The sequence below is a fragment of the Trichocoleus sp. FACHB-6 genome (assembly GCF_014695815.1).
In the GTDB taxonomy this organism is placed as follows: domain Bacteria; phylum Cyanobacteriota; class Cyanobacteriia; order Cyanobacteriales; family FACHB-T130; genus Funiculus; species Funiculus sociatus.
Window position 1 is genome coordinate 1 of sequence record NZ_JACJOY010000073.1, and the last position, 25,015, is coordinate 25,015.

The window sequence follows — 25,015 nt, forward strand, 5'->3', positions numbered from 1 at the left end:
ACTGCACCAGAGATGATGTTGTTTCCGTACATCAAGGAACCTGCAACTGGTTCGCGGATACCGTCGATGTCCACTGGGGGAGCGGCGATGAAGGCGATGATGAAGCAGATGGTTGCGGATAGCAGGGTGGGGATCATCAGAACGCCGAACCAGCCTACATACAGGCGGTTGTCGGTCGATGTAACCCATTCGCAGAACCGCTGCCATACGTTGGCGCTTTCGCGACGTTGAATGGTTGTGGTCATTGGTTTATGATTGCGTGATTTAGTTTTGAAGGTTCGTATGAATGAGGCAGGTTTAACCTTGCCTATGTAACTAATAATATTTACATTCCTTAGTATTTGTCCAGTTTTTTTGGTTAAGTATTATAAATAGGTAACGTCAGGTTTACTTATGTGTAGCAGAGCGATCGCTGGTTATGGTAGGACGTGAAGCTGATCGACGGCACATTAAGAGATAGAGGGCGCGATCGCACCCTCTATCTTCTAGAAATCGAAATAAATGTAAGGTAGACCGCCTTGGGGCGCAAATACCCAAACCACGTAGAGACACAGTGGCACCAGCAGCAGCTTCACAGGCCAATTCAGCTGTAACTTTAGACCCCGGTGTACTGTATATACGAAGAACATCAGTGCCACCAGAATCCAAAGCAAAAAAGTCAATTGGGATTGATCCAAACCAATTGCCTCGCCGTAGACCTTGGCGGCAAACTGGGCATCAGCTGGATGACCCCAGAGACGTTGAATTACCAAACCCGATTGTTTCAGATTCGGCAGTCGGAAAAAGACCCAAGACACGAACACCATTGTCTGAGTTAACAGCCATGCAACAACTAGACCAGGAAAGCTTTGCCACCACTTCCTTGCTTTCTCCGACCGATGGGAGTGGTCTTCTGTGAGTCTGTGAACAACCAGGGAGATACCATGAATTGCACCCCAAACGACATATCCCCAGGCGGCACCATGCCAAATCCCGGCAATCAGCATCACAATTAGTAAGTTGAGGCAGGTGCGTCTCAGTCCTTGCCGGGAACCGCCCAAGGGAAAATAAAGGTAATTCCGCAACCAATCGCCGAGAGTAATATGCCAACGCCGCCAAAATTCCGCAATGCTGGTACTGAAGTAGGGAAAGTCAAAATTTTCTGGCAGATGAAATCCCAACAGAATTGCACTGCCACGAGCAATGTCTACATATCCGCTAAAATCTAAATAAAGTTGCAGTCCGTAGGCAGCGATCGCTAACCACAAATCCCCGCTGCCAGCCCGTTCTAAGTTGCCAAAACACAAATCAACAAAAATTCCCAATCTGTCTGCAATGAGTGCTTTTTTTACTGCACCGCAGGCAATCAGCCAGAGTCCTTCTGTAATCTGGTTTAGTGTCGGAAATTGTAGCGTTTTCAGCTGAGCTGAGAATTGATGATAACGAGTAATCGGCCCAGCAATCAACTTGGGAAAAAATAATTTATAGGCGGCAAAATTCAAAAAACGCTCTTGTGCTGGCGCACCGCGATACACATCAATTAAGTAAGCAATGCACTCAAAAGAGAAGAAACTCAAGCCTAAGGGTGCTATTAAGTTAGTGCTGACCCAACTGGCAGTATTTGCCGCAACTGGTAGAGGTGCTCCGGTCAATTGACCGTAAAAGCCTGCCACCGAATTTAATAAAAAAGGTATGTACTTAAAGCTCAATAGCAGTAAAACATTTAGTACAATTCCTAACCATAAAAGCTTCAGTCGCTGGCGATTCCAAAAAGCTTGATCGAACTGCCAATCTTCATTAGGGTCTGTGGCGTAAAGTCCTAATGCTGTATTTTCTCCAATTGCCTTTCCCAGACGGAAGTTAATTAGAGTAATAACCAAAAGCAGGGGAACGTAAGCGACTTGTGGCGATGCTAAAAGTTGCAGCCAGGTTTGCTCTTTTACTAACGTCGGCGCTTGCAGTGAGGTATAGAAAACCAAACTGACAATTAGCAGCGCCCACATTTGCGATTTTTGCTGCTGTAATGACCAATAAATGCCCAGAACGCTGACCAGGAAAAGTGCGTAAGTAAGCGAAATGAATGTCATAGTTTATTAGAAATTAAAAATTAAAAAGCAGTTTTTAATTTTTAATTTTGCCTTTTTAATCTTTTTTTATCCAAGGAATCATTGGGTCTTGAGCAAGCTGATTGGAGACTTCATAGGCACCGTAGCGGTTGAGGTGGCTGGGGTCAGAAAAGTAGTCATGTTTGGTGGGATAAAGCTGGCTTAAGTCTCTGAAAATCAGTCCTTTTTGTAGGGATAGCGATCGCATATATTGCTGAAATGCTTGCTCATGTTCTGTGCGTACTGGGTCTAAGTAATCTTGGGTGAGGGGCAGATTCACAAAAACAATCGGAATTTGCTTATCTTGGCTAAATTTCAGCAGCTTCTCCATCGCTTCGGCTTGGGTGCCGTCCATTTTAAAGCTTTCATAGTCGCTGTCATAGCTGCCGCTGACTCTGGCATACCGCTGATAGTAAGTGGCGGGATTAAACCGAACTGAGAGGGGTAGGAAGCCATCAAAGTCAATGGCGGCTTCACGGGCTTCGGCTTCTTGGGGGGTTTCGGTATCTTTCTCAACGGTTGTTTTCAGCGTTGCTGGTTTCACCCAGGCAGCATACTGATCCCGAAGCCACGCTTTCATCTGGTCGCGCTGGGTATAACCTTGGGAAACTGTTCCCAGCTTTTCATTTAGCCAGCTATTGACTGCTTGGTAACTTTGTGATAAAGAAGCACTTGCGCCTTCTTCGGTTGCGGGCGCGATCGCAGTTTGACCCGGACGGGCAGCAGTTGAACTTTGTTTGGGGAAGGTTCCGGCGAGCAATTGCTTGAATCCTCTGGAAGCAGCGATCGCGCTGAAGGTGGTATCCACGCGACCGCTATTAAATGCCCGCGCCCCATCCGCCCAAATAATTAATTTTGGCAATTGCTCTGAGGTCAAAACTTGGCGCAGTTGAAAGTCTACAACTTGTGCAGTCGCACCGTTGATGCCAAAGTTAAACACCTTAACACCTGGATATCCTTGTGCAGCCAGAGCATCTTCGAGTGCTGTCGGGTCGATACCCCGCATTGCCCTAGAACTACCGACAATTAAAACATCTGGAGGAACGCCTCGGCGTTGGGTCAGCAACTGTTGGTAAAGAGCCAACTTTTCGTCTAACAGACGGTTGTTAAAAGAAGGATTTGGCGATCGCGCAGCTGCCAGAATTGCCACCGATGAAGCATTAGCTCTATTTAACTTACTCACCGTGACACTACTATCACCGTCGCGAGTAAAGCCTTGGGAGTTGAATGCACGGGCGTTCGCGCCGGGGGATTTTTGCAAAGACAGCTTCGGCAAAGTTGCGTCTGTTGTCTGTTGACCTTGGCCTATTTTTCTACCACTAAAAGCGGACGAAGCAAGCTGCGGCTTTGACTTCAGCAATTGAGTCAAAAGCCAATCTGTTTGCACCGTCAGCAATAATCCCAGCACGCCCCAAACCAAGGCAACTTTGAAACCTTGGTAATAATTGTAAATTGAGGTACTGGTTTTACTCGCTGCGGCTGGTGCCAAGTCTTTTATTTCCAAGGTGGGAATAAACAACTGGGAGGCGGACAACATTTGTTGAACCAGCCTGATTAAATTCCCAGATGCGGCAGAAGCAGCAGCTTTTACATCTTCTGTGGTGACATCGGGACGCAGAACTGGTTCGTCTGTGGGAGAGAGAAGTTCTCCCAGATAAGCATCGCTGGCGGCAAATTCTGGGGTAGCTTCTGGCACCAATCGCTTGCGAGCCACAAAATCAGCGCCCATCTGCCATAAGGGGGATGATTTACCAGCGCGACGGCCATATATTCTCACTCCAGCAATTCCCGGAATCGCTAGTTGGCGAACGAACTTAGCAATCGGCGGCCCCACAACCGACTGTTGTGGACAGATGAGGGACTCGCTCATAAAGTGCAACAAATCTTGTTTGCGACGCAGGGATAAACTAATGCCACCTGTTTCTAATCGTTCGTCCAGATCCGGATTCAGTAGGCGTTCCAATAAAAACTGAATTGCCTTCAAGTCGCCATGTTGAGCCAGTTTCAAGGTAGATTCTGTTAAGACTGGTTGCACTGTCGCTGGTAAATTTAGCCAGTCGATCCAAATCGGGGTTTCCTGTTCTGGTACTGACGACAAGCCGTGGGTTTCGACACCATAAACTGTTGCAGCTTGGATGCCTTGCGGTGCCAAAATTTCTAATACAGGCGCGATCGCTCCCATAGCAGTTTGTTTGTCTGGTGCGGTTTCTTCTCCGGCTCCCGTTTTGCTACAGAATAAATGCAGCGTTACATCTTTGAGAACAGCGGAAATTTGCATTCCATCAGGCTGTAACGCTTGATTAAGCAAGCGGGCGATCGCTTGAATGTCTCCCCAACGCGCCCAATCTTTGAGCATTTCTTCTGGGGGAGTTAGATCCACTCGCAGCAGCCAATCGCGGGTTTTTTCTCCCCTCACCTGAGAGCAAATTACTGCATCCAGAAATCCTTCCAGCTTCAAATTCCGCAACTGTTGAGCCACAGGTTGCGCCAGCAATGACTCATCAGGGCTGTAGTCGGACTCACAAAGAACCCAAAGACGGCGGATTGGGGATTGGGGATTGGGGACTGGGGATTGGGAATTGGGGATTGGGGACAAGGAACCCACCTTGTCTACCTCTGTTCCCTTTTCCCGCGCCGGAAGATTCTTGATTGCTACTTTGACACCGACCCCCAGAGGAGTGAGAATTTCGCCCAAATATTGCGCGATCGCTTCTGGTTGACCAGACCGGGCTAGACTGCGATTAGAAACTGTCAACTCATCTTCAGTCGTCGCTTGTGGCTGGTCGCTTGTTTCGACCTTACTGGCAGCAGTTGACTGATGCGGGTTAAGCTCTTGTAGAGGAATTTGCTTTACCCAGTCTGGACGATGGCAACCTAAAGCGCGACCGTAGAAGATTACCTGGTCGATGGGATCTGCTTGTGCGGGAAACCCAGATGCCTCATCTTTAACCTTGAGTGCTTGCACAAACCGACTGACAACTGTCCCCGAAGGCGGGCATTCAGAGCCTTCACAAAGAATATGCAGGTTATTTCCCCGCAGGCGAAATCGGAGGCGCACTTCCGGAAGACCGATAGCGCGGTGAACCCACTGGGCGAGGGAGGATTGACTCCCTGTATGGGCGATCTGATCGGTATCCAACATCACAAACTTGTACCCTGGACTTGCAAATGAAGACGGTAGAGATGAAGCATGAACAATGGCCCTAGCCCTTGTCGTTTAGGGAAGGTTACGGTAGCACTACAGTTGTATATCACCAAATCGGGAAAACTGGATTTAACCCAAAATTTTAAGGTATAATTCACACTTCACACTTCATATTTAATACTTCATACTTTCTACTTCAGCAAGTATTAACAGCCCCGAAAGTCTAAAGGGTCTGTACAATTGCTTCTAGCGCCAATAGTCAAAGCACAAGGCAGACACTCCTTAAGCTACACACGAAAAGCATTGGCAGCGCTTGAGGCGCTATTTCTCAGAAAACAGAAATGGTAAACGCACTTGCTCCATACTAATATTGCGGAGGCGATCGCTCTGATTTTCTGGGGAATAAACTAAAGATATCAGCGCCCCCAAGGTGTTGAAAATCTCACCTTGTTAATCTTATTTTCCCCAAAATCATCTGGAACTCATCTTTAACCCTCCCTATGCAAACTCCCACTAAAAAGGTACAGTCAAGCACAAGAGATGCAGATTCATCGGCACCATCACCGGGAATCTGGTTAAGTTTAGCCACAGTGCCAATGCTACTGGGGATTGTGGGCATCAAAGCTGCCAGCGATTTGCTATCGGCTATAGGTCAAGGTAGCGAGGAAATATTCCGAGGCGATCGCTTGCCAGTTCTCCACTTCCCTGATTCAGAAAAGCACTCACAAGTCGAAATTCTGGAGTAGACCACTGGAAGGAGGAAACCACTTTTTCTCCTTTCCTCCTCCCTATCCCCAATCCCCAATCCCCTATACCTTATTTTCTATTCTCCAGATAGTGTTCAGTGAAACCACTAGCTGAGACAATTACCCCTAAAATTAGTTGATTATTCTTCTTGAGCGAGAATAGACTCTATGAGTTCCCTAGTCCATTTGTCCGACCAGCAATTGACGATCGCTTCCACGTCTAACCTATTTTTGCGCCATCGCCTCAAAGTTGTTGAGGACTTGTGGGAGTCTGTTCTCCAACAAGAATGCGGTCAAGAACTGGTCGATTTGCTAAATCAACTACGTTCGATGTGTTCGCCGGAAGGGCAAGCCACAGAATCTCCAGAGTTGTCAGTTTCGCGCGTGATTGAAAAGCTGGACTTAAACGAAGCCATCAGAGCTTCACGCGCCTTTGCCCTATACTTCCAGCTGATTAACATCGTTGAACAGCACTACGAACAGCGCGATCAACAACTCTCCCGCCGTGCTACTTACAGCGACCCGCCCGGAGGAATAGCGCCGCGTAAAACCCTTAGTCCGCAAGGAGATGGGGACTCAGCAATTTTGTCCAGTGCGGCAATGGAGAAGGAAGCGCAAAACGGCGGACTCGGCGCAGATATGCTGGAAAAAAGCTGGTTTCAGGAGGCAGAGGCGAAACAAAGCAAAGGCACATTCCACTGGTTGTTTCCCCACTTGCGCCAGTTGAATATGCCACCGCAGCAAATCCAGCGACTGATTGACAATCTGGATATTCGGTTAGTATTCACTGCTCACCCCACCGAAATCGTCCGCCACACGATTCGAGGCAAACAGCAGCGCCTTGCGAAAATTTTGCAACAGCTAGATCAGGCAGAAGAAGAATTTCGAGCTTTAGGCTTAAGTTCTTCCTGGGAGGCGGAAGCGTGCGTCGAACAGCTTACGGAAGAAATTCGCCTCTGGTGGCGCACCGACGAACTGCACCAATTTAAGCCGACAGTGCTGGATGAGGTGGATTACACCCTGCATTACTTCCAAGAAGTTTTGTTTGATGCAATTCCCCAACTGTATCAGCGCCTGAAACACGCTTTGAAAGATTCTTTTAAAGGGTTAACTCCTCCGACTAATAACTTCTGCAAGTTCGGTTCTTGGGTAGGGTCAGACCGGGATGGCAACCCTTCTGTAACGCCCTTAGTAACTTGGCAAACAGCTTGCTATCAGCGCGATTTGGTGTTAGAGAAATATGTCCAGTCGTTGCGACAGCTGACGAATCTATTGAGCCTGTCGTTGCACTGGAGCGATGTTTTGCCAGATTTGCTGGATTCCTTGGAGCAGGATCGGTCGCAAATGCCAGAAGTGTACGAGCAACTGGCAATTCGCTATCGGCAAGAACCTTATCGGCTGAAGCTGGCATACATCCAACGGCGGTTGGAAAATACCCGCGATCGCAATCGGCAAATTTCTGATGGATCAAACCTGCATGGGCAAGTTATTGGAAACCAAGACCCCACCATGTACCGCTCAGGAATAGAGTTTTTGGCAGAACTGCGGCTGATAGAGCACAACCTGAAGGAAACAGGTTTATCGTGCCGCGACCTGGAAAATTTGATTTGCCAGGTGGAAATTTATGGGTTTAAGTTGGCAGAACTGGATATGCGCCAGGAAAGCACTCGCCACTCGGACGCAATGAACGAGATTGCCGAGTACCTGCAAATTCTGCCCAAGTCCTACAATGAGATGACGGAAGCAGAGCGATCGCTCTGGTTAGCAACTGAACTGCAAACTAGGCGGCCGCTAATCCCAGCAGAACTGCCGTTTTCTGAGAAAGTTTGCGAGACGATTGAGACTTTCCGAATGCTGCGGCAATTACAGCAGGAGTTTGGCCCGCAAATTTGCCGAACTTACATCATCAGCATGAGTCGCGAAGCTAGCGACATTCTCGAAGTGCTGTTGCTGGCAAAAGAATCAGGTCTATATGACCCCGCCACAGGCTCCAGCAGCATCATGGTAGTGCCGCTGTTTGAAACGGTGGAAGACCTGAAGCGTTCGCCAACAGTCATGGCAAGCCTGTTTGAACTGCCTTTGTATCGCGCTTGCCTTGCCGGAGGCTACAACGGTTTAGAGAATGGGATGGTAACGTCTCTGCAAGAAGTGATGTTGGGTTATTCCGACAGCAACAAAGATTCCGGGTTCTTGAGCAGTAATTGGGAAATTCACAAGGCTCAGAAAATTCTTCAGAAAATCTCTGAGGAATACGGTGTCGCTTTACGCATCTTCCACGGACGCGGCGGCTCGGTAGGTCGTGGTGGTGGGCCAGCATACGAGGCGATATTGGCGCAACCAGGTCACAGTATCAACGGTCGGATCAAAATTACCGAACAGGGGGAAGTTCTAGCTTCTAAATACTCGTTGCCAGAGTTAGCCCTTTACAATCTGGAAGCAGTAACGACGGCTGTAATTCAGGCAAGTTTGTTGCAGACGGGGTTTGATGATATTCAGCCCTGGAATGAAATTATGGAAGAGTTAGCGACGCGATCGCGATCGCATTATCGCGCTCTGATTTACGAGCAACCAGACTTAGTGGATTTCTTCCACCAGGTAACGCCTATCGAAGAAATCAGCCAATTGCAAATCAGCTCTCGCCCAGCCCGTCGTGGTGGTAAAAAAGATTTAGCTAGTCTGCGTGCCATTCCTTGGGTGTTTAGCTGGACGCAAAGCCGCTTCCTGCTACCGAGTTGGTACGGTGTCGGTACAGCGTTGCAAGAGTTCTTGAGCGAGGAGCCAGAGGAAAATCTGAAGCTGCTGCGCTACTTCTACTTCAAATGGCCTTTCTTCAAAATGGTCATTTCCAAGGCAGAAATGACTCTCTCGAAGGTAGACTTGCAGATTGCTCACCACTACGTGCGCGAGTTATCTCGACCGGAAGATCGCGATCGCTTTGAAGCTTTGTATGAACAAATTGCCCAAGAATTTCACCTTACTTGCGATTTAGTTCTCAGCATCACAGGTCATCAAAAGCTTTTGGATGGCGATCCAGTCCTCCAGCGTTCGGTGCAGTTACGCAACGGCACCATCGTCCCCCTAGGCTTCTTGCAAGTCTCTCTGCTCAAACGCCTGCGCCATCATGGGAAACAAGCCGCATCCGGCGTTGTTCACTCTCGTTACAGTAAAGGCGAATTGCTGCGCGGCGCGCTGTTAACTATTAACGGCATCGCCGCCGGAATGCGGAATACAGGTTGATCTAAAAAGGCTAATAGCTAAAAGGCAAAATTCAATATTTTACCTTTTAGCTATTAGCAATTAGCTATGAACAAGCTACCTCAAAACCGAACCCTAATTTGCACATTTATAGCACTGACATCGGGCTTTTTCGGTGCCTACGCGGGCGGACAACTTAGCTGGGCTGCCCACTCCCAACAGTGCGAAAATGGGGCGCGTCATACCTTGCCTATACCGGGCTACAAGCCAGTTTGCAAAGCTTTGGTGATGCCAGGCTCGTTCATGCAAGGCAGCACGACTGGCTTGTGGACTGGGGCAATTTTAGGCGCTTTTATCGCTGGGTTAGCAACTCACAAGAAAGTTGAGGAAAGTGAGTAAGCGATCGCTACTCTTGTTGACACAGATTTTCCTTGGGTGGATGCCAGGTTAGCGATCGCGCTTTATTCTTCCATCATCTTCTCTCTAATCCAACTCACAATATCTGCAACTAAATTCGGCTGACTGGGAGAGAAAGTTTGGAGATTACAAGGCTGTTCGCTCACTACACAAATTCTCCTCGCGTTACGAAATTTGCTCAGAGATGAGAGGAAAGTTTGACTGAAGCTTTGGGGCGGTTCGCCGCTTGTATCTTCGTAAAAAATTAGGAAGATTCCCTGACATTTTAGCTGACAATAAACTTTGAGAGCTTGCATCGTTTCCGGTTCCCCATTCTGACGTTCGGGACAGCCTTGCATTACCATCTCGGCGTAAATTTCTGAGGCGGGGTTATCTGGGTTATCGAATTTGCTGGCATCGATACAAATGAGGTGAATGGTGTCGTTGAGGTTGGAGTTATTAGCGATCGCTGTGTTGAGGAGTTGGAGGAAATTCGCCAAGTCGAAGCTTTGCGTTGAGGAGTTGGAAGCAACAGCAGTGGTTTCTTGACTTTCTGGATGGGTGGAAATTGGATTGCACCAAGCTTGGTAAAAGTCTACGTAAGTCATGTTTTGAGTGCAGTACAAAAGTGTCCAGTAGCAATGTATGTAAAAACCGCGATCATTCTCATAGATGGAATTATTTAAATAACCCTTCAGATTTACAACTGCTTGCCGAAACAAATCTCCTTGAAGAATATTTTGTAAGCTCAAAGCAGTTTGATGATAAAGTCGCTTCTCCCGTTGATGTACTATCTTAATTAAAATATTGAAAGCATCTTGGCTACCTATACCGATCGCTATTAACGCTAATACGGCTTTAAACTTAATTGCATAATGTCTATAATCTAAATTTCTCTGCAATACTTCCTTTAGAACATTAATAGCCTCTAAACTACCCGCTCCAATTTTTGGTAAGCATTCAAGAGCTATAAAAAGGGGATAATAATCAGCTTCTCCATCTTCCATAAGAGATTGGTTTATAATATTAACAACAACCGGAAGTGCTGATAGATTGCCAGTAATTATTTTATCTAATTTAGATATAGTTTCGCAAAAAACTTTTGCATCATTCTCGCTGCTCTGCAATATGTTAATCAATATAGCAATTTCATCTATATCTTTAGGAATTGCTTTTTCTAAAGTATCAGTTATTTCCGTATTTTCTTGCCTATCATTGCTTAGATAAGCTACTAGCTGATTAAACTCTAATTTTACAGATTTTAAGTATTTGAATAAATCATTTTGAGAGGAGTTCACTAGATTATTGATGGCTTGAGTTGCTTGGGAATTGCTAGGTGAAAACTTTAATAAAGTTAAAGCTAATTGCTTAATATTTTCTTCTTCAGTTTGCTTTCCATTATTTTCAGCAACCTTCTTGCGTATCCGCTCCTCTTGACATAAACATAACCATTCACTAATTACAACAATAACGTGGCTGCGATTAGTCTCCCATAACACTGCCCTAGCGTATTTATGGATGGGATAAAAACCGCGATACATCCAAGCTTGCTTATCGATATCGAAGAAACCGAATGTCCACTCGACAATTTGTCTAACAATCTCATCAATACGACTACAACTTTCAAATTCAGTCATTCCTGCTGCTGCTAGAAAATAAGCTCGATATTGATAAAATCCCCAATAGGGCTTGAGGCAATTATCCTCAAATTCTAGCAACACCTTAATAAACTCCTCTTTCGGCTCCCTTTCCACATTCTCTCGCCCCAGCCACAGCAAAATCACCTCTTTCCACTGCGGCTCAAAAATGCGGTAAACATTCCCCGGTAACGGTTGAGGATTGTCATTGTCATGAGTCAAGAAAAAGTGCCAATCAGAAATCGTACACGCTGCGAAATATTCCTGAAACGTGGGATGGAAAAACGCATAAACAGCGCGATCGCTATCTTCTTCCTGTGCTAATGGCAATCCCACCCGGTTCAGCCACCCCAGCTTCAGCGCCCACCAAAACAAGGAAAACTCTTGATTGGGTTCGCCTAAGAAACTCTTGATAAAAGTTTCCCGTAATCGAAAGCGGAAGTCTTTGTTGTCAATCGCTTGCTTTGCCAATTCCCCAAATGCCTGATTTAGTTCTTTTTGCTTCTCAGGAGAAATGGCAAATTCTTGGTTTTCATCCTTCCATATATAGTGTGCCTCGACAAGTCGCTCATAAAGTCCCGCCTTGGTATCTGGCAATTTGCTTCCCTTTTTCCAAGTGCGACACAATAAAGCTAACCTAAGCGGATTTTTGATGAGATCGTTAATGCGTTCTCGGTTGGGTTGTGCTAACTCTTGCAGCAAACCCTTGCATTCTTGGTTATCAGCAAACCAATTCTGAATAAACTCCTTAACCTGCTTCTCATCAAAATCCAAATTGCGATAAACATCAAAATCCCGCAGTGCGTTTTTGTCCGCATCCCAGACATTCAGCCGACAGGTTAGCACCACCCGCACCTTATTTGCCCAACCTTCCGCCAATTGCCGATTAATTGCTGCCAACGAAGAGGCGACAGGCATTTCATCCACCCCATCCAACAGCAACCACACATCGCCACTTTTCACCAATTCCCTAAACGCTGTCTTCCATTCCGGCGGTGCTGCTTCCACTTCATCAGCAGCATGACACAGCCAATCTTCCAATAAAAACTGCCCCAGAGATTTGCTGCCAATATCCGCGAGGCGAATCAAAATCGGCACGCCCAGATTTTGCTTTAATATCCATTTGGCAATTTGGTAGCAAAGGGTAGTTTTCCCCGCACCCGGTTCACCAGTAATTCCCAAGCGCCGCCCCTGACTATTTTTGCTTTGCCCTTGGCGCAAGACTTCTTCAAAAAACTCCTTTGGCTGGTTATAAGTCTTGGTGATTTGTGTCTCTGAGAGTTGGTAAAACCGCGAACCCTCCTCTGGCGATACATCACACCTGTGTCGAATTTCCTCCTTCGGCTTCGGTTCCACCAATCCCAGCGGCACATAGAAGTCAGGCTGATTTCCACAGGTAAGGGGATTATTTAGGAGGCGCTTTTGGTTGTCGAGGCGGGTTTGGCACACTTCGCGCCAGTTGATGTTAGTTGGTGGCGGTGGCGGTTCTTCTGGATTTTGCCCCTTCCACTTCAGCTGAATCTCTGCCAGATTCTCTTTCAAAGACGCTGTTTGGTGCTTCAGCTTCAGAGTGAATTTCCAATAACCTTGGTTCTTTCTCGTATTGTTGGGATCTTCCTCGAATACCCCCAACTCTCTCAAGCAGTCGAAAACAGTTTGAACCGCTTCTGCTTCCCTGTCTTCTCTGCTGCTGCCTTCTCCCTGTTGACGCTGTGGAAATTCTAAACTTTTCCCGGCTTTCTCTACCAGCTTTACTAAAGCTTTCTTCGTGGTGCCGATTTCAACTGTTGTTTCCCTTTTTCCCCGTTTCTGCTTAACTTTCCCCGTCACCCGCAGCTTATTCTCTGAAACCCACTCAACTTGAACTGCTGCCTTTAACTCACAGTCATCTAACTCCCATCCATCCGCAAGAGACAGCAAGGCTTCCAGCAATTTGATTGCATTACTCTTAGCAGGTTCTCGCCAGCCAATGTTTCTTGGCATTACTCAAATGAAAAAAAATATTAAGAACTTTTAGCAGCCCAACCCAGCAAGCTTCCCCAAGCTTGTAACCCGCATTATACAAACATTTCCGGCTGCGCTTGGGGAACGTGCGTGGGGAAAAGCCCAAAAAAACAATTCACCTCGTTAACCCACAAACGGGGTGAATCAGTGATTACGCACTCTGAAAAAGATCAACTTCAGCAGCAGGAAACCGATAAGCAAAAAGACAAAGTTCAGCAACGGGAAGCAGTAGAAAATTTGCATGACAACTTCCTTGCACCACAGCTACAAGCTCAAAGACAGGTTCAGCATCAGTCACAGTCAATACAATACGAGACTGTTGTGCAAACATCTCCCAGCGTGTTATTAGTTTTGCTGTTATGGTTCTTTTGTCTGGGGCTTCACATCCGCTATTTGCGCCGGATGAACAATCAGAAATAGCGCGATCGCACATAGTCGCGATTACAAATCGCCGCTACACAATCAAAACCCGACGAGACCAGGTTAAGAAAGTCCGCGATCGCATCCTTCGTTTGTATACCAATTCAAGGGTTGGGTGCGATACATATATAGGGATGCCATGTCCCTACCAAGATGGGGAGAACGTCAGAACCGCGATATATTCCGCCCAACTGAGAAACGCTATATAGCCCCAAGTTTCAACCTGCGGGTTGGATGAATTTGGCAGAATTAAGAGAGTGCCAAAATAGCTTCTCACTCTCCCAAAAATGAAACACCGCCGATGGTATTGGTTCTTTAGTATGCTGTTTGCTTCGTTTTTCGCCGTTACCAGCTGCGCTAGTCAACCCGAAACTGTCAAAAACCTTAAAGCTGGCGCTGGTACGCAAATCATTGCTTTAGGCGATAGCATCACCGCGGGATATGGCGTGGCGCAAACCGAAGCTTATCCCAGCGTTCTCTCTCGTCAGTTGGGTATACCAATTGTAAATCGCGGTGTCAGCGGCGATACAACTGCAATGGCACTTAGTCGCTTGCAAAAAGATGTGATTTCCGCCCAACCTTGGATAGTTATTGTGGGAATAGGTGGAAATGATTTCTTGGGAAGAATTCCCAAAACTGAGACAGAACAGAATTTGCGGCAAATAGTGACAACAATTCAACAACAAAAAGCAATTGTTGTGTTGTTGGGAATGAACCTTAGTTTACCGGAGCTGGGGTTAGCTAGAGATGAATACAACGAACTTGTCCAGCGCGTTGCTAAAGATACACAAGCGTACTTAATTCCAGACGTGCTGAAGGGAATAATCGATAATCCGCAATATCGCCAAGACGATATTATTCATCCAAACGCAGCCGGACAGAAGCTTTTAGCCGTTCGCGTTGCCCAAGGTTTACAGCCATTATTAGCAGATGCTACTTTTCCGAACGCTTTATTGCAATATCGAAAAAGTAATGAATAATTGATAATTGGCATCTCTTAACTAGGTGAGTGTAATTAAACTTACAACTCCCTCTCCTCAAGGAAAACCCGGTTTTTTAGAAGAACCGGGTTTCTCTATTTTTGGTTTAATTTAACAATGAGTTTTTTTAACCAGTAGCTCCTATTTAGTCGCTAAAGTAATAGAATAGGTAGTTGCCTCTGGAGGCGACTTTCATAGCTCAGAGGCAAAAGTTTTGTAGCAAAATTGACAGAATTGGAGCATGGAAAGTCTGTATCCAATAGTATTTCGCATCTAATCCACCTGAGATTTTTTTTATGAGTTCCCCGATCCGCTTTTTGATGTGCGCTCCCGATCATTACGATGTGGATTATGTGATTAATCCCTGGATGGAGGGCAATATTCACAAGTCGTCACGCGATCGCGCCGTCGAGCAATGGCAAAAGCTTCACTACGTCCTCAAAGACCACGCCATTGTCGATTTGGTTAAACCGCAACCCGGTGTGCCTGATATGGTGTTCACAGCCAACGCTGGGCTAGTTCTGGGAGATACTGTCGTTCTCAGTCGCTTCTTCCACAAAGAGCGACAAGGGGAAGAGCCATACTTTAAAGAGTGGTTCGAGTCGCAGGGCTGCACCGTGCATGAATTGCCCAAAGACTTGCCCTTTGAAGGTGCTGGCGATGCGCTGCTGGATCGGGAAGGGCGCTGGCTGTGGGCGGGGTACGGTTTCCGTTCGGAACTCGACTCGCACCCGTATCTAGCAAAGTGGTTAGATATCGAAGTGCTTTCGCTGCGACTGATGGATGAGCGCTTCTATCACTTGGATACCTGCTTTTGTCCCTTGAATGGCGGCTATCTGCTGTATTATCCCCCTGCGTTTGATTCTTACTCCAACCGCGTCATTGAAATGCGAGTCGCGCCGGAGAAGCGAATTGCGATCGCAGAAGCGGATGCGGTGAATTTCGCCTGCAACGCCGTGAATATTGATAGCGTTGTAGTGATGAATAAGGCGAGTGAAAGCCTGAAAAAACGCCTTACCGATGTTGGTTTCCAGGTAATTGAAACGCCGCTAACGGAATTCTTGAAAGCGGGTGGTGCAGCTAAGTGCTTGACGCTGCGGGTGACGGAACCTGTGCGAACGGAAGTTCATGAAGCTGTCTCCGTGGAAAGCCGCACGGTTCGCATAGAAGGACATTTGCTGGACACTGGCTTAATCAACCGGGCTTTAGATTTAGTTGTGGAAAATGGGGGTAGTTTCCAGGTTCTCAATTTCCAACTGGGAGCACAGCGACAAAGTACCTCAAGTGCTGAGGTGAAGGTGTCGGCTCCTTCCCACGAAGTGATGGAAGCGATTTTATCGCAGTTGATTGATTTGGGGGCGGTGGATCTGCCTCAAGACGAGCGCGATGCAAAACTGGAACCAGTGGTGCAAGCGGGTGTAGCTCCCGATGATTTCTACGTATCAACTATTTATCCGACACAAGTACGGGTAAATGGAGAATGGATCAAGGTGCTGGGACAGCGCATGGATGGCGCGATCGCTATTACCGACACTTCCAACGGGATTGTTGCGCGGTGTAAGCTGCTGCGAGATTTAGAAGTTGGCGATCGCGTAGTTGTCGATGTCGTCGGTATCCGCACCGTGCGTAAAACAGAATCGCGGGAAGTGCGAAATACCCAAGAATTCAGCTTTATGTCTGCTGGCGTTTCCAGCGAACGCCGCGTGGAATTGGTGGTTGAGCAAGTTGCTTGGGAACTTCGCCAAGTCCGCGATCAAGGTGGCAAAGTGGTTGTGACGGCTGGGCCTGTTGTGATTCACACTGGCGGCGGCGAACACTTGGCGCATCTGATTCGCCAAGGTTACGTGCAGGCGTTGCTGGGAGGAAATGCGATCGCAGTCCACGACATCGAACAGTCGATGATGGGAACCTCCCTTGGTGTGGATATGAAACGCGGCGTTTCTGTGCGCGGCGGACACCGCCATCACCTGAAGGTAATTAACATGATTCGTCGTTGTGGCAGCATCGAGAAAGCGGTTGAGCAAGGTGTTGTTACCAGTGGCGTTTTATATGAGTGTGTCCGTGCTGGCGTGCCATTCTCCCTCGCTGGTTCCATCCGCGATGATGGCCCTTTGCCAGATACTCAGACGGATATGATTAAGGCGCAGGAAGAATATGCCCGGTTGTTAGAAGGCGCAGACATGATTCTAATGCTGTCGTCTATGCTTCATTCCATCGGTGTCGGAAATATGACCCCAGCCGGGGTGAAAATGGTCTGCGTCGATATTAACCCAGCAGTGGTGACGAAATTAAGCGATCGCGGTTCTGTGGAATCTGTCGGCGTTGTCACCGATGTGGGTTTATTCCTCAGCTTGTTAGTGCAACAGTTGGATAAGTTGACGAGTCCTTATCAAACTGCTCACACTGTTTAATTTACTTGTGGGGTGGACAATAAAAAGGCAAAAGGAAAATATCAAGACTTCTTTTGCCTTTTTATATCAAATGCGGTTTATTGCTGATAAAAAAAGAACCCCAACCCCTGTTTGCAAGCAAACAGGGGAGCCAGAGCCGCAGGCGATGGACAGGTGGGGTTCTTCTTAATTACGGGTAATCAACCGGATTTGATATTATTGCTCATCTTTATTTCTAAAACTGGTGAAAACCGACTCGATTTTCTATCAACTATTTCAACAGTTTCCCGGCATCTTCTTTGAACTCATCGGACAACCTCCCTCAACAGGCGATGCCTATGAATTCAAATCAGTAGAAGTTAAACAAACTGCCTTTCGCATCGATGGCGTATTTCTACCTGCTGAAGATTTGCCCGACCAGCCTATTTACTTTGTAGAAGTACAATTTCAACGCGATACCAGATTCTATCAGCGTTTTTTTGGCGAAACATTTCTCTACCTTTCTCAATATGAACAATCTAACGATTGGCGGGGAGTAGTTCTGTTTAAAACTAGAAGCCAAGATCCAGGCGTAAAGCCACAGTATCGGGAGTTACTGACAAGTCCGCGAATCAGGCGGATATATTTAAATGAATTAGGGGAAGCGGCAGAACAATCCCTTGGCGTGGGGGTGGTGAAATTAATCGTAGAAACTAGGAAAAAAGCAATTGATACGGCAAGACAGCTATTAAACAAAGCTGGACAGGAAATTGCCGATGCAACCCTGAGAAAGCAAATTATAGAATTGATAGAGACAATAGTCTTGTACAAGTTGCCAAAAATGACTCGTCAGGAGTTAGAAGCTATGTTTGGATTTAGTGAGTTAAAGCAAACGAGAATCTATCAAGAAGCCGTCGAAGAAGGTGAAATGAAAGCCAAGTTAGAATCAGTACCCCGGTTACTGGCAATGGGGTTGACTGTGGAACAGGTGGCTCACGGTTTGGGATTGACAGAGGAACAAGTAAGGCAGGCATTTTCCTCTGAGCAAACTTCTGATTAATGTTGTGCCAAATGAGTCGAGATTTTAGGAAGTGATCGCATTCCCTCCCAAACGCGATCGCTTCCTCATCCTCTCGCTACCCCATTAGTATCACCTACAACAGGCATGATTATTTTTTACACTGCTTTTCAGCCATAACCCGCTTTGCTAGTAAATAAATATGTGCTTCATAAATTGCTTTAAATTTGGCTCTATGTAAATTTTGGTAATTATTAAAATATTTAACCAAAACTTTAATTTTAAATTAATGGAAATACCTACTAATTTAAAGTAGGCAATCGAGGGATTCTACTGAATTAAAATTAATAAATATAGAGGAAAATATAAAAAGTAATTTTATGAAGATCATTGTATGTTAAAGCTTTCTACTCTAACTTTAGCTTTGACCGCAGCCTATGTTTTTTTACCAGGTAAGGTTGGTTTTACTCAAACTCCCGCCCCTGTTAATAACTCCCGCCCTGAGACACCATATTGCTATATGCAAACTCAGGCGGGGTCAACTCTGGATTTAAGCAAATTGTGTGTCTCTAATACTCCTATTCCTAATAGAAGGATTTATACTCCTCCTATTCCTAATAGAAGAATTTATACTCCTCCTATTCCTAATAGAAACATTAATACTGGAGGTGCTGCTGCCAGTAGTGCTAGTGGTTTCAGTAGGAGAGGTGGGATGAATTGTGTAACTGCTGCCAGTTCTGCCAGTGCTTCGAGTAGTGTAAGCCGTGGAGGTGTTACAAGTAGCACCAGTGCTGCCAGCAGTTCCAGCGCTTACAGCTGCGTCGGTTACTGAGTATTCATCGAGTCGCTTTGAACCATTGAGTAATGCCATTTGCGATCGCTTGCGCCATTCTCTGCTGTTCGCTGGGATTCGTAATCCATTCAAATTCCTCTGGATTGCTCATAAAACCGAGTTCTAGCAACACTGACGGTGCGGAGGCGGGACGAGCAAGCGCTAGGTTATTCCAAAAAACACCATAGGAAGGACGACCCCCTTCCTGCACTATGTGGTTATGTAGAAATACCGCTAAATCCTGAGCTTGGGGATGATACCAAAAAGTCCCGAATCCTTTGGTGTTTTGAGGATCGCCATCGTCGGGGAGAGAATTGTAATGGATGGAAAGCGCGATCGCGGGTTTCACTGCATCAATGAGCGCCGTCCGTTGGGGCAACGACAATTCCTTATCCGTCTCGCGGGTAAGATACACAGTAGCCCCCCGTGCAATCAGCTGATTTGCGATCAGCTTCGACACATATAAATTGGCATCTTTTTCCGCATAACCTGTAGGCCCCGCCGCACCCGATTCTTTACCGCCATGTCCGGGATCGAGAAGAATTTTGATCCCAGATAAAGGCTTGCTAGAGGACGCAGAACTCAAGCGAGGCGGATGGCGCAGAGAAAGCACCAAACTCGTCCCCTCGTATCTGACTGTATAACCCCATTGCTGCGCTTGTTTCAGGTTAAAGGTATATTGCACCATTCCCGGCATTACCTGTTCCCAGTCGAGGCGAGAAATCACGGGATCGGGATCGAGGCGAATAATGTCTGTTTGGGCGGTAGTGTTGTAAAGTGTTAATCTCAAAGCGCGATCGCCTTGCTGCACAACTAGCGGTACTGGCACTTGCAAGGGAAAAATCACCTCTGTCGCACCAGGAACCTGACGCGCCCGGATACTGCGAATGAAGGTGCGCGGCGGTACTGCACCTTTAACAATCTGAACTTCCTGACTATTAATCCAACCGCCGTAGTCTAAGCGCACCCATTCCCCTTCTCTACCTGTAACCGTTGCTTGGGTTCCTTTCGGTAGCGGCGTGAGGCGAGAATAATCTGTACTTGGCCCAGTTCTGGCGACACCAGCATCAACAATCACAGAAGCAACCTCTAGATTGGCTGGATTCAAAATCTGCACCTTACCTGGCCCCGTCTGAGTCGTAGAAGCAGGTGTTTTTGTGGTAGTGGGTTTTGGTTTGTCGTTTTCAGCAGGCTTTTGTGTAACCTGTAGGGGTTCTTGGGGAAGAGGAATGGGAAGACCAGGATTTGCTGTTTTTGGATTCATCGTCAATTGAAATTGAGGATGTCCTAAATCTGCTGCTGCTGCTGCTGCTGCACAACCTAGATATTGTCCGGCTCCAGCAATAGCATAAGGTTGATTTTGTTCGGTCAACGCCGCCGAATTTGCTGGTAATTGTACCACCTGCGGCTGTTCCATCAGGGGAATAGTTTGACCGCCCAGCATGACAGAAACATCGCCATTTTCCGGAGCGATCGCGCCAAAACAAATTAGCTCTCCGGGCAGCCTAGCAATATCCACTGTTGGAGTCAGAGAATCTTTCGCAAATCCCAACCCTTTCGGTGGAGTTGGCTGTGTTGAAGTCCGCGTGACTTTTATTTTGACTTCTTGATTCTGATATCGAACCGTCAATAAATTCTCTCCCGGCTTCAGCCCAAAGCTAGGCGCAAAATGCCCCTTTTTACTCCGTACAATAGCCTTTCCATTCACCAAAACCTCGCCTGTCGGTGGAGCCGTGCCTATCAGGAAAATCTTGTCAGATGTGGTTTTGTGGTTAGTTGGAGGATAGGAAATGTGGAGAGATTGTTTCGCCGATGCTGGCGCTGCCATGACCAAACTTAATACAGCAATTCCCAGGATGTTTTTCATTTGTCCTTCTTCCCTAGTTTATTGCTAATGGCTCATTGTCTCTCTTCCATTAGCAAATGACTAATATCTCAATCTTCTAAAAGTTTTGTTTCTAGTCCGTCAATACTTTTTTTATTCTTCGCTTGCCAATATTCAAATATACCCTGTTCTCCTTTTTTATCCGCCCATTCTCGAATAGTTTTTCTTTCTTCTTGCAGTTCATAAACTGGTACGCCATAACCGCAAGATGTTTGCACAGAGTTAATATTTAATACCATTATTTGGCGTTCCCCTAAGATGGGAGTGAAAAAACCATAAAAATGTTCCCATTCTTGATTTCTGGGTAAAATAACTCTCCCCTCACCGTATAAACGCAGAATCATCGGCTTTTCAGAAAAGCTGCAAAACATAATTGTCATTCGACCATTTTCATTAAGATGTGCTGCTGTTTCGTTGCCACTACCAGTTAAATCAAGATAAGCCACTGTCACATTATTAATACAGCGGAAAGTATCTACTCCTTTTGGGGATAGATTAATCCGGCCTTCTTTTGGTGCAGTAGCGGTAAAGAAGATTTTCTGTTCTTCGATAAACTCTCTTAATGATGGATTCAATTCGGTGTAAAATTTAGCCATTTATAATTACAAAATCTATAAGACAGCAATCAAAGTTATCAAATCCTTATTAATTTTAAAACCGCCAAGCATTACCAGCTATCAGTAGTTTAGAATTTCACCAGTCAACTCTTGCGCTTTTGTTACCTTGTAATAGAGATGCTATCCTAGCCTCTGGCTTGGCGTAATCCGCTAACCTGCCATTACCAGAATCCTAGCAGCGATCGCAGGCAAACTCTGGAATAGCGTAAGACAGGGTTTTAACTCTAGGATAGTAGCGATCGCCACTCAGTTGGAACTTGTCCCTATTCCGAGTCATTTGAGCGATTTAAAGGTTTGTAGCAGTTAGCGTTGCGCGTTCCTAAAGGATAAGGTAAATTCAACAAAAGCCAATGCAGCTACCCAAAACAGGATTGCTCACCACTGACAACTGATTGCTACCGACAAACAAGTCGTTAACTCTGTGGCACAATTAACGGGGTGGGTTGCTGATCTGGGTCTTCTTTTTAGCATTTTATGACTAAGTTTGTCTTTGTTACTGGGGGCGTAGTTTCTAGCATCGGCAAAGGGATTGTAGCAGCAAGCTTAGGCCGATTGCTAAAGTCGCGTGACTATTCAGTTTCGATTTTGAAACTAGACCCGTATATTAACGTCGATCCGGGAACGATGAGTCCTTTTCAGCACGGCGAGGTTTTCGTAACGGCAGATGGTGCCGAGACGGATCTAGACTTAGGACACTACGAACGCTTCACGGATACGTCGATGTCTCGCCTGAATAGCGTCACGACGGGATCTATTTATCAGGCGGTGCTGAATAAAGAGCGTCGCGGCGATTATATGGGGGGGACGGTGCAGGTGATTCCCCATATTACCAATGAGATTAAAGATCGTATTCAGCGGGTAGCAAGAAATACTAACCCTGATGTGGTAATTACTGAGATTGGGGGCACGGTGGGGGATATTGAATCGCTGCCGTTTTTGGAAGCGATTCGCCAAATCCGCAAAGATGTGGGACGGCACAACGTACTATATATGCACGTAACGCTGGTGCCGTGGATTCCTTCAGCGGGGGAGATGAAAACTAAGCCGACGCAGCACTCTGTAAAGGAATTGCGATCGATAGGGATACAACCAGATGTTTTGGTTTGTAGATGCGATCGCCTACTCGCACCGGGAATGAAAGAAAAACTCTCGGAATTCTGCGATGTTCCCGTAGAAAGCGTCATTACAGCGATTGATGCCAAGAGTATCTATGAAGTGCCGCTGATTTTAGAACAGGAAGGACTGGCGCAACAGACACTGGAGTTGCTGCAATTAGAAAAACGCCAACCCGAATTGAGCCAGTGGCAAACTCTCGTCAATCGTCTGTATAATCCAACTCATCAGGTAGAGATTGCCATCGTTGGCAAATATGTAAGGCTAACTGATGCCTATCTCTCAGTAGTGGAAGCTTTGCGCCATGCAGCGATCGCTATGGATTGCGAACTTAACGTGCGTTGGGTCAGCGCCGAAAACCTGGAATTAGAAGGTGCTGAACCATACCTCGCCGGGGTAAATGGCATCATCGTCCCCGGTGGTTTTGGTTCGCGGGGTGTCGATGGCAAAATTATCGCCATTGAGTACGCCAGAACCCATCAGATTCCCTTCTTGGGGTTGTGTTTGGGGATGCAATGTTCTGTAATAGAATGGGCGCGGCACCTTGCCGGATTAGAAGATGCCAACAGTGCAGAATTTGATCCTAATGGAACAAATCCAGTAATTAACTTGTTACCGGAACAGCAAGATGTCGTAGATTTGGGAGGAACAATGCGAGTGGGTTTATATCCCTGCCGCCTGACACCCAATACTCTCGCTTTGGGCCTTTATCAAGATGAAGTGGTTTACGAACGGCACAGACATCGGTATGAGTTTAACAATGCTTATCGCAACCTGTTTTTAGAATCAGGTTATGTAATCAGTGGCACCTCACCTGATGGTCGGTTGGTGGAAATCATAGAACTACCCAACCATCCGTTCTTTATTGCCACCCAGTTCCACCCAGAATTCCGCTCTCGACCCAATACGCCTCACCCCCTGTTCCAGGGATTGATTCAAGCAGCGTTAGGTAAGCTTGACCGTGGAATTGCCCATCCTGACGACTCCAGAGAGCAGACCAAGGAAGATGCGACAACCCTCCAAGCAGCTGAGGTATCTTAACTGTTGCTTCAAGTTACAGCGGGACGTATTGCGATCGCAACACGTCCTGCTTTGGCGCGGGAGCTTGAATGGGAGAGTGTTGTCAGTGACAAAACTCACCTTTATGTGAGGAGGCCTTGTGGCGTATTGGATAAAAGTTAGTTATGAGCGAAATGAATATGTAGTTGATCTTGACCGCATCAGTGCTTTTGCTTGCACCCAAAACGGTAAGGTAACGTTTTGGTTGCCTGATAGTGCCATCCCGATTATTATCAACCGGCAAAGTAATGCGGATGGCTATCAACAAGTCATGGACTATGTGCAGCAGGTAAGCTTCCATTCGATAGCGGCATCGTGGATCAAAGTTATTTATGAGCGCAATGAGTATGTAGTCGATCTCAACCGTATCAGCAGCTTTTCCTATTCTCAAAGCGGTAGGATAACGTTTTGGTTGCCTAATTGTGCCATTCCTATCATTATCAATAAGCAAAGCGATCCAGATTCCTATGAGAAAATTCTCGACTACATTAAACGGAAAACTGGACACGCATTCCTTTAAAAAAGGCTAATAGCTAATGGCTAAAAGTAACAAAAAAAGCAATTAGCAATTAGCTTTTCCCCAAGCCAATTTTGCCGCACCCACCATTCCAGCAGAGTTGCCTAACTCAGCTTTCAACAGCTGCAAACCAGCACGAGAACTAGGCAGCACTCGTCGTTCAATTTCTGCCAGAACAGCTGGGAAGAAAAATTCTGCACTAGCACTAACCCCGCCGCCAATCGCGATCGCTTGGGGTGTCAAAACATAAATCAGACTCGCCAACCCAACACCCAAGTCGCGTCCGTAGCTTTCCCAAAATTTCAAAGCTTCTGCGTCGCCTGAAGAAGCCAACTTACCTAGTTCCTCTGGTTCTAAACCAGTGCGGCGGCGAATAGCTGGTACTGATAAATATTGTTCTAAAGAACCTTGATTGCCACTATTACACGCAGGGCCATCTGGGTTCAAGGTAATTAATCCCAACTCGCCAGCAGCACCTTGATTACCGACGAACAGCTTACCATCCAGAATAATCGCACCGCCGACACCAGTTCCCAGTGTCAGCAAAATCATATCGCGGTAGTGACGACCTGCCCCTAACCAAGCTTCTCCTAGACCAGCACAGTTGGCATCATTAGCGAGAACTGTCGGTAAACCAGTTTTTGCCTCTAACCATTCTGCCAGGGGAACATCGTGCCAACCTGTGAGATTAATCGCTACTCTGGCAATTCTACCAGCAGCATCGGCGGGGCCGGGGGTGCCAAGACCAATAGCGATCGCGCATTTTTGGGGATCGAGGCGGGAAATAGCGGATGCGATCGCTTCCATTACCGCTTCCGGTGTCGCAGGTTGCGGTGTCGCCACACTAAAAGACTGCAAGCAAGTCCCATCCTCGCGGAATCTCCCCAACTTAATCGCCGTTCCCCCCAAATCGATACCAATTACTTCCCGATTCACCACAATCGTTCTCACATCCCAAATTTCATCCCATTCCACTATATTGCCGCTATGTGCAACTT

At 46.6% G+C, this 25,015-nt stretch carries 16 protein-coding genes and 1 pseudogene; 10 read left to right on the forward strand and 7 right to left on the reverse strand.

What is annotated here, in order from left to right; all coding sequences use genetic code 11:
* The 3 genes and pseudogenes from H6F66_RS13815 to H6F66_RS13825 form a co-directional block, all read right to left on the reverse strand.
* A pseudogene (locus H6F66_RS13815) lies at window positions 1-245 on the reverse strand (photosystem II q(b) protein); the annotation flags it as partial.
* A 240-nt stretch (window positions 246-485) separates the two neighbouring features.
* A complete protein-coding gene (locus H6F66_RS13820) occupies window positions 486-2,066 on the reverse strand; it encodes an MBOAT family protein (protein ID WP_190422168.1) in 1,581 nt (526 codons plus the stop codon).
* Window positions 2,067-2,121: 55 nt separating this feature from the next.
* A complete protein-coding gene (locus tag H6F66_RS13825) occupies window positions 2,122-5,226 on the reverse strand; it encodes a DUF1574 family protein (protein WP_190422170.1) in 3,105 nt (1,034 codons plus the stop codon).
* Window positions 5,227-5,729: 503 nt separating this feature from the next.
* On the opposite strand from H6F66_RS13825, the gene H6F66_RS13830 reads away from it, so the two are divergent.
* The 3 genes from H6F66_RS13830 to H6F66_RS13840 all read left to right on the forward strand — a co-directional run bounded on the left by H6F66_RS13830 (window position 5,730) and on the right by H6F66_RS13840 (window position 9,569).
* Window positions 5,730-5,975 carry a hypothetical protein gene (locus tag H6F66_RS13830; RefSeq protein ID WP_190422250.1) on the forward strand — a complete coding sequence of 82 codons (246 nt, stop codon included), beginning with the start codon at window positions 5,730-5,732 and terminating at the stop codon, window positions 5,973-5,975.
* A 168-nt stretch (window positions 5,976-6,143) separates the two neighbouring features.
* A complete protein-coding gene (gene ppc, locus H6F66_RS13835; RefSeq protein WP_190422172.1) occupies window positions 6,144-9,212 on the forward strand; it encodes a phosphoenolpyruvate carboxylase in 3,069 nt (1,022 codons plus the stop codon).
* 66 nt (window positions 9,213-9,278) lie between these two features.
* Window positions 9,279-9,569 carry a hypothetical protein gene (locus H6F66_RS13840; RefSeq protein WP_190422174.1) on the forward strand — a complete coding sequence of 97 codons (291 nt, stop codon included), beginning with the start codon at window positions 9,279-9,281 and terminating at the stop codon, window positions 9,567-9,569.
* A 62-nt stretch (window positions 9,570-9,631) separates the two neighbouring features.
* On the opposite strand, the gene H6F66_RS13845 is transcribed toward H6F66_RS13840, so the two are convergent.
* Window positions 9,632-13,186, reverse strand: coding sequence for an NACHT domain-containing protein (locus tag H6F66_RS13845; RefSeq protein WP_190422176.1), 3,555 nt, complete (start codon window positions 13,184-13,186; stop codon window positions 9,632-9,634).
* Window positions 13,187-13,354: 168 nt separating this feature from the next.
* On the opposite strand from H6F66_RS13845, the gene H6F66_RS13850 reads away from it, so the two are divergent.
* From H6F66_RS13850 to H6F66_RS13870, 5 genes are all read left to right on the forward strand, one after another.
* Window positions 13,355-13,627 (forward strand): hypothetical protein, encoded by a 273-nt coding sequence (locus H6F66_RS13850; RefSeq protein WP_190422178.1) that lies wholly within the window; start codon window positions 13,355-13,357, stop codon window positions 13,625-13,627.
* 287 nt (window positions 13,628-13,914) lie between these two features.
* Window positions 13,915-14,607 carry an arylesterase gene (locus H6F66_RS13855; protein WP_190422180.1) on the forward strand — a complete coding sequence of 231 codons (693 nt, stop codon included), beginning with the start codon at window positions 13,915-13,917 and terminating at the stop codon, window positions 14,605-14,607.
* A gap of 296 nt (window positions 14,608-14,903) precedes the next feature.
* The gene (locus tag H6F66_RS13860) at window positions 14,904-17,018 is read left to right on the forward strand and encodes a TIGR00300 family protein (RefSeq protein WP_190422182.1); all 2,115 of its coding nucleotides are present in this window, start codon (window positions 14,904-14,906) and stop codon (window positions 17,016-17,018) included.
* Window positions 17,019-17,241: 223 nt separating this feature from the next.
* Complete coding sequence (locus tag H6F66_RS13865; protein ID WP_190422184.1) at window positions 17,242-18,036, forward strand: Rpn family recombination-promoting nuclease/putative transposase; 795 nt, start codon at window positions 17,242-17,244, stop codon at window positions 18,034-18,036.
* A 352-nt stretch (window positions 18,037-18,388) separates the two neighbouring features.
* Window positions 18,389-18,826, forward strand: a complete 438-nt coding sequence (locus H6F66_RS13870) for a hypothetical protein (RefSeq protein WP_190422186.1) — start codon at window positions 18,389-18,391, stop codon at window positions 18,824-18,826.
* A gap of 4 nt (window positions 18,827-18,830) precedes the next feature.
* Here H6F66_RS13870 and H6F66_RS13875 read toward each other — a convergent pair whose 3' ends face one another.
* Together H6F66_RS13875 and H6F66_RS13880 are read right to left on the reverse strand one after the other, a co-directional pair.
* Window positions 18,831-20,693, reverse strand: a complete 1,863-nt coding sequence (locus tag H6F66_RS13875) for an N-acetylmuramoyl-L-alanine amidase (RefSeq protein ID WP_190422188.1) — start codon at window positions 20,691-20,693, stop codon at window positions 18,831-18,833.
* Window positions 20,694-20,761: 68 nt separating this feature from the next.
* Entirely contained in the window at window positions 20,762-21,307 is a 546-nt protein-coding gene (locus tag H6F66_RS13880) for a pyridoxamine 5'-phosphate oxidase family protein (RefSeq protein WP_190422190.1), read from the reverse strand.
* Between the two features lie 495 nt (window positions 21,308-21,802).
* On the opposite strand from H6F66_RS13880, the gene H6F66_RS13885 reads away from it, so the two are divergent.
* Together H6F66_RS13885 and H6F66_RS13890 are read left to right on the forward strand one after the other, a co-directional pair.
* Complete coding sequence (locus tag H6F66_RS13885) at window positions 21,803-23,482, forward strand: CTP synthase (RefSeq protein WP_190422192.1); 1,680 nt, start codon at window positions 21,803-21,805, stop codon at window positions 23,480-23,482.
* Window positions 23,483-23,600: 118 nt separating this feature from the next.
* Entirely contained in the window at window positions 23,601-24,020 is a 420-nt protein-coding gene (locus tag H6F66_RS13890) for a hypothetical protein (protein ID WP_190422194.1), read from the forward strand.
* Window positions 24,021-24,062: 42 nt separating this feature from the next.
* Here H6F66_RS13890 and H6F66_RS13895 read toward each other — a convergent pair whose 3' ends face one another.
* Complete coding sequence (locus tag H6F66_RS13895) at window positions 24,063-24,956, reverse strand: ROK family protein (protein WP_190422246.1); 894 nt, start codon at window positions 24,954-24,956, stop codon at window positions 24,063-24,065.
* Window positions 24,957-25,015: the final 59 nt, after the last annotated feature.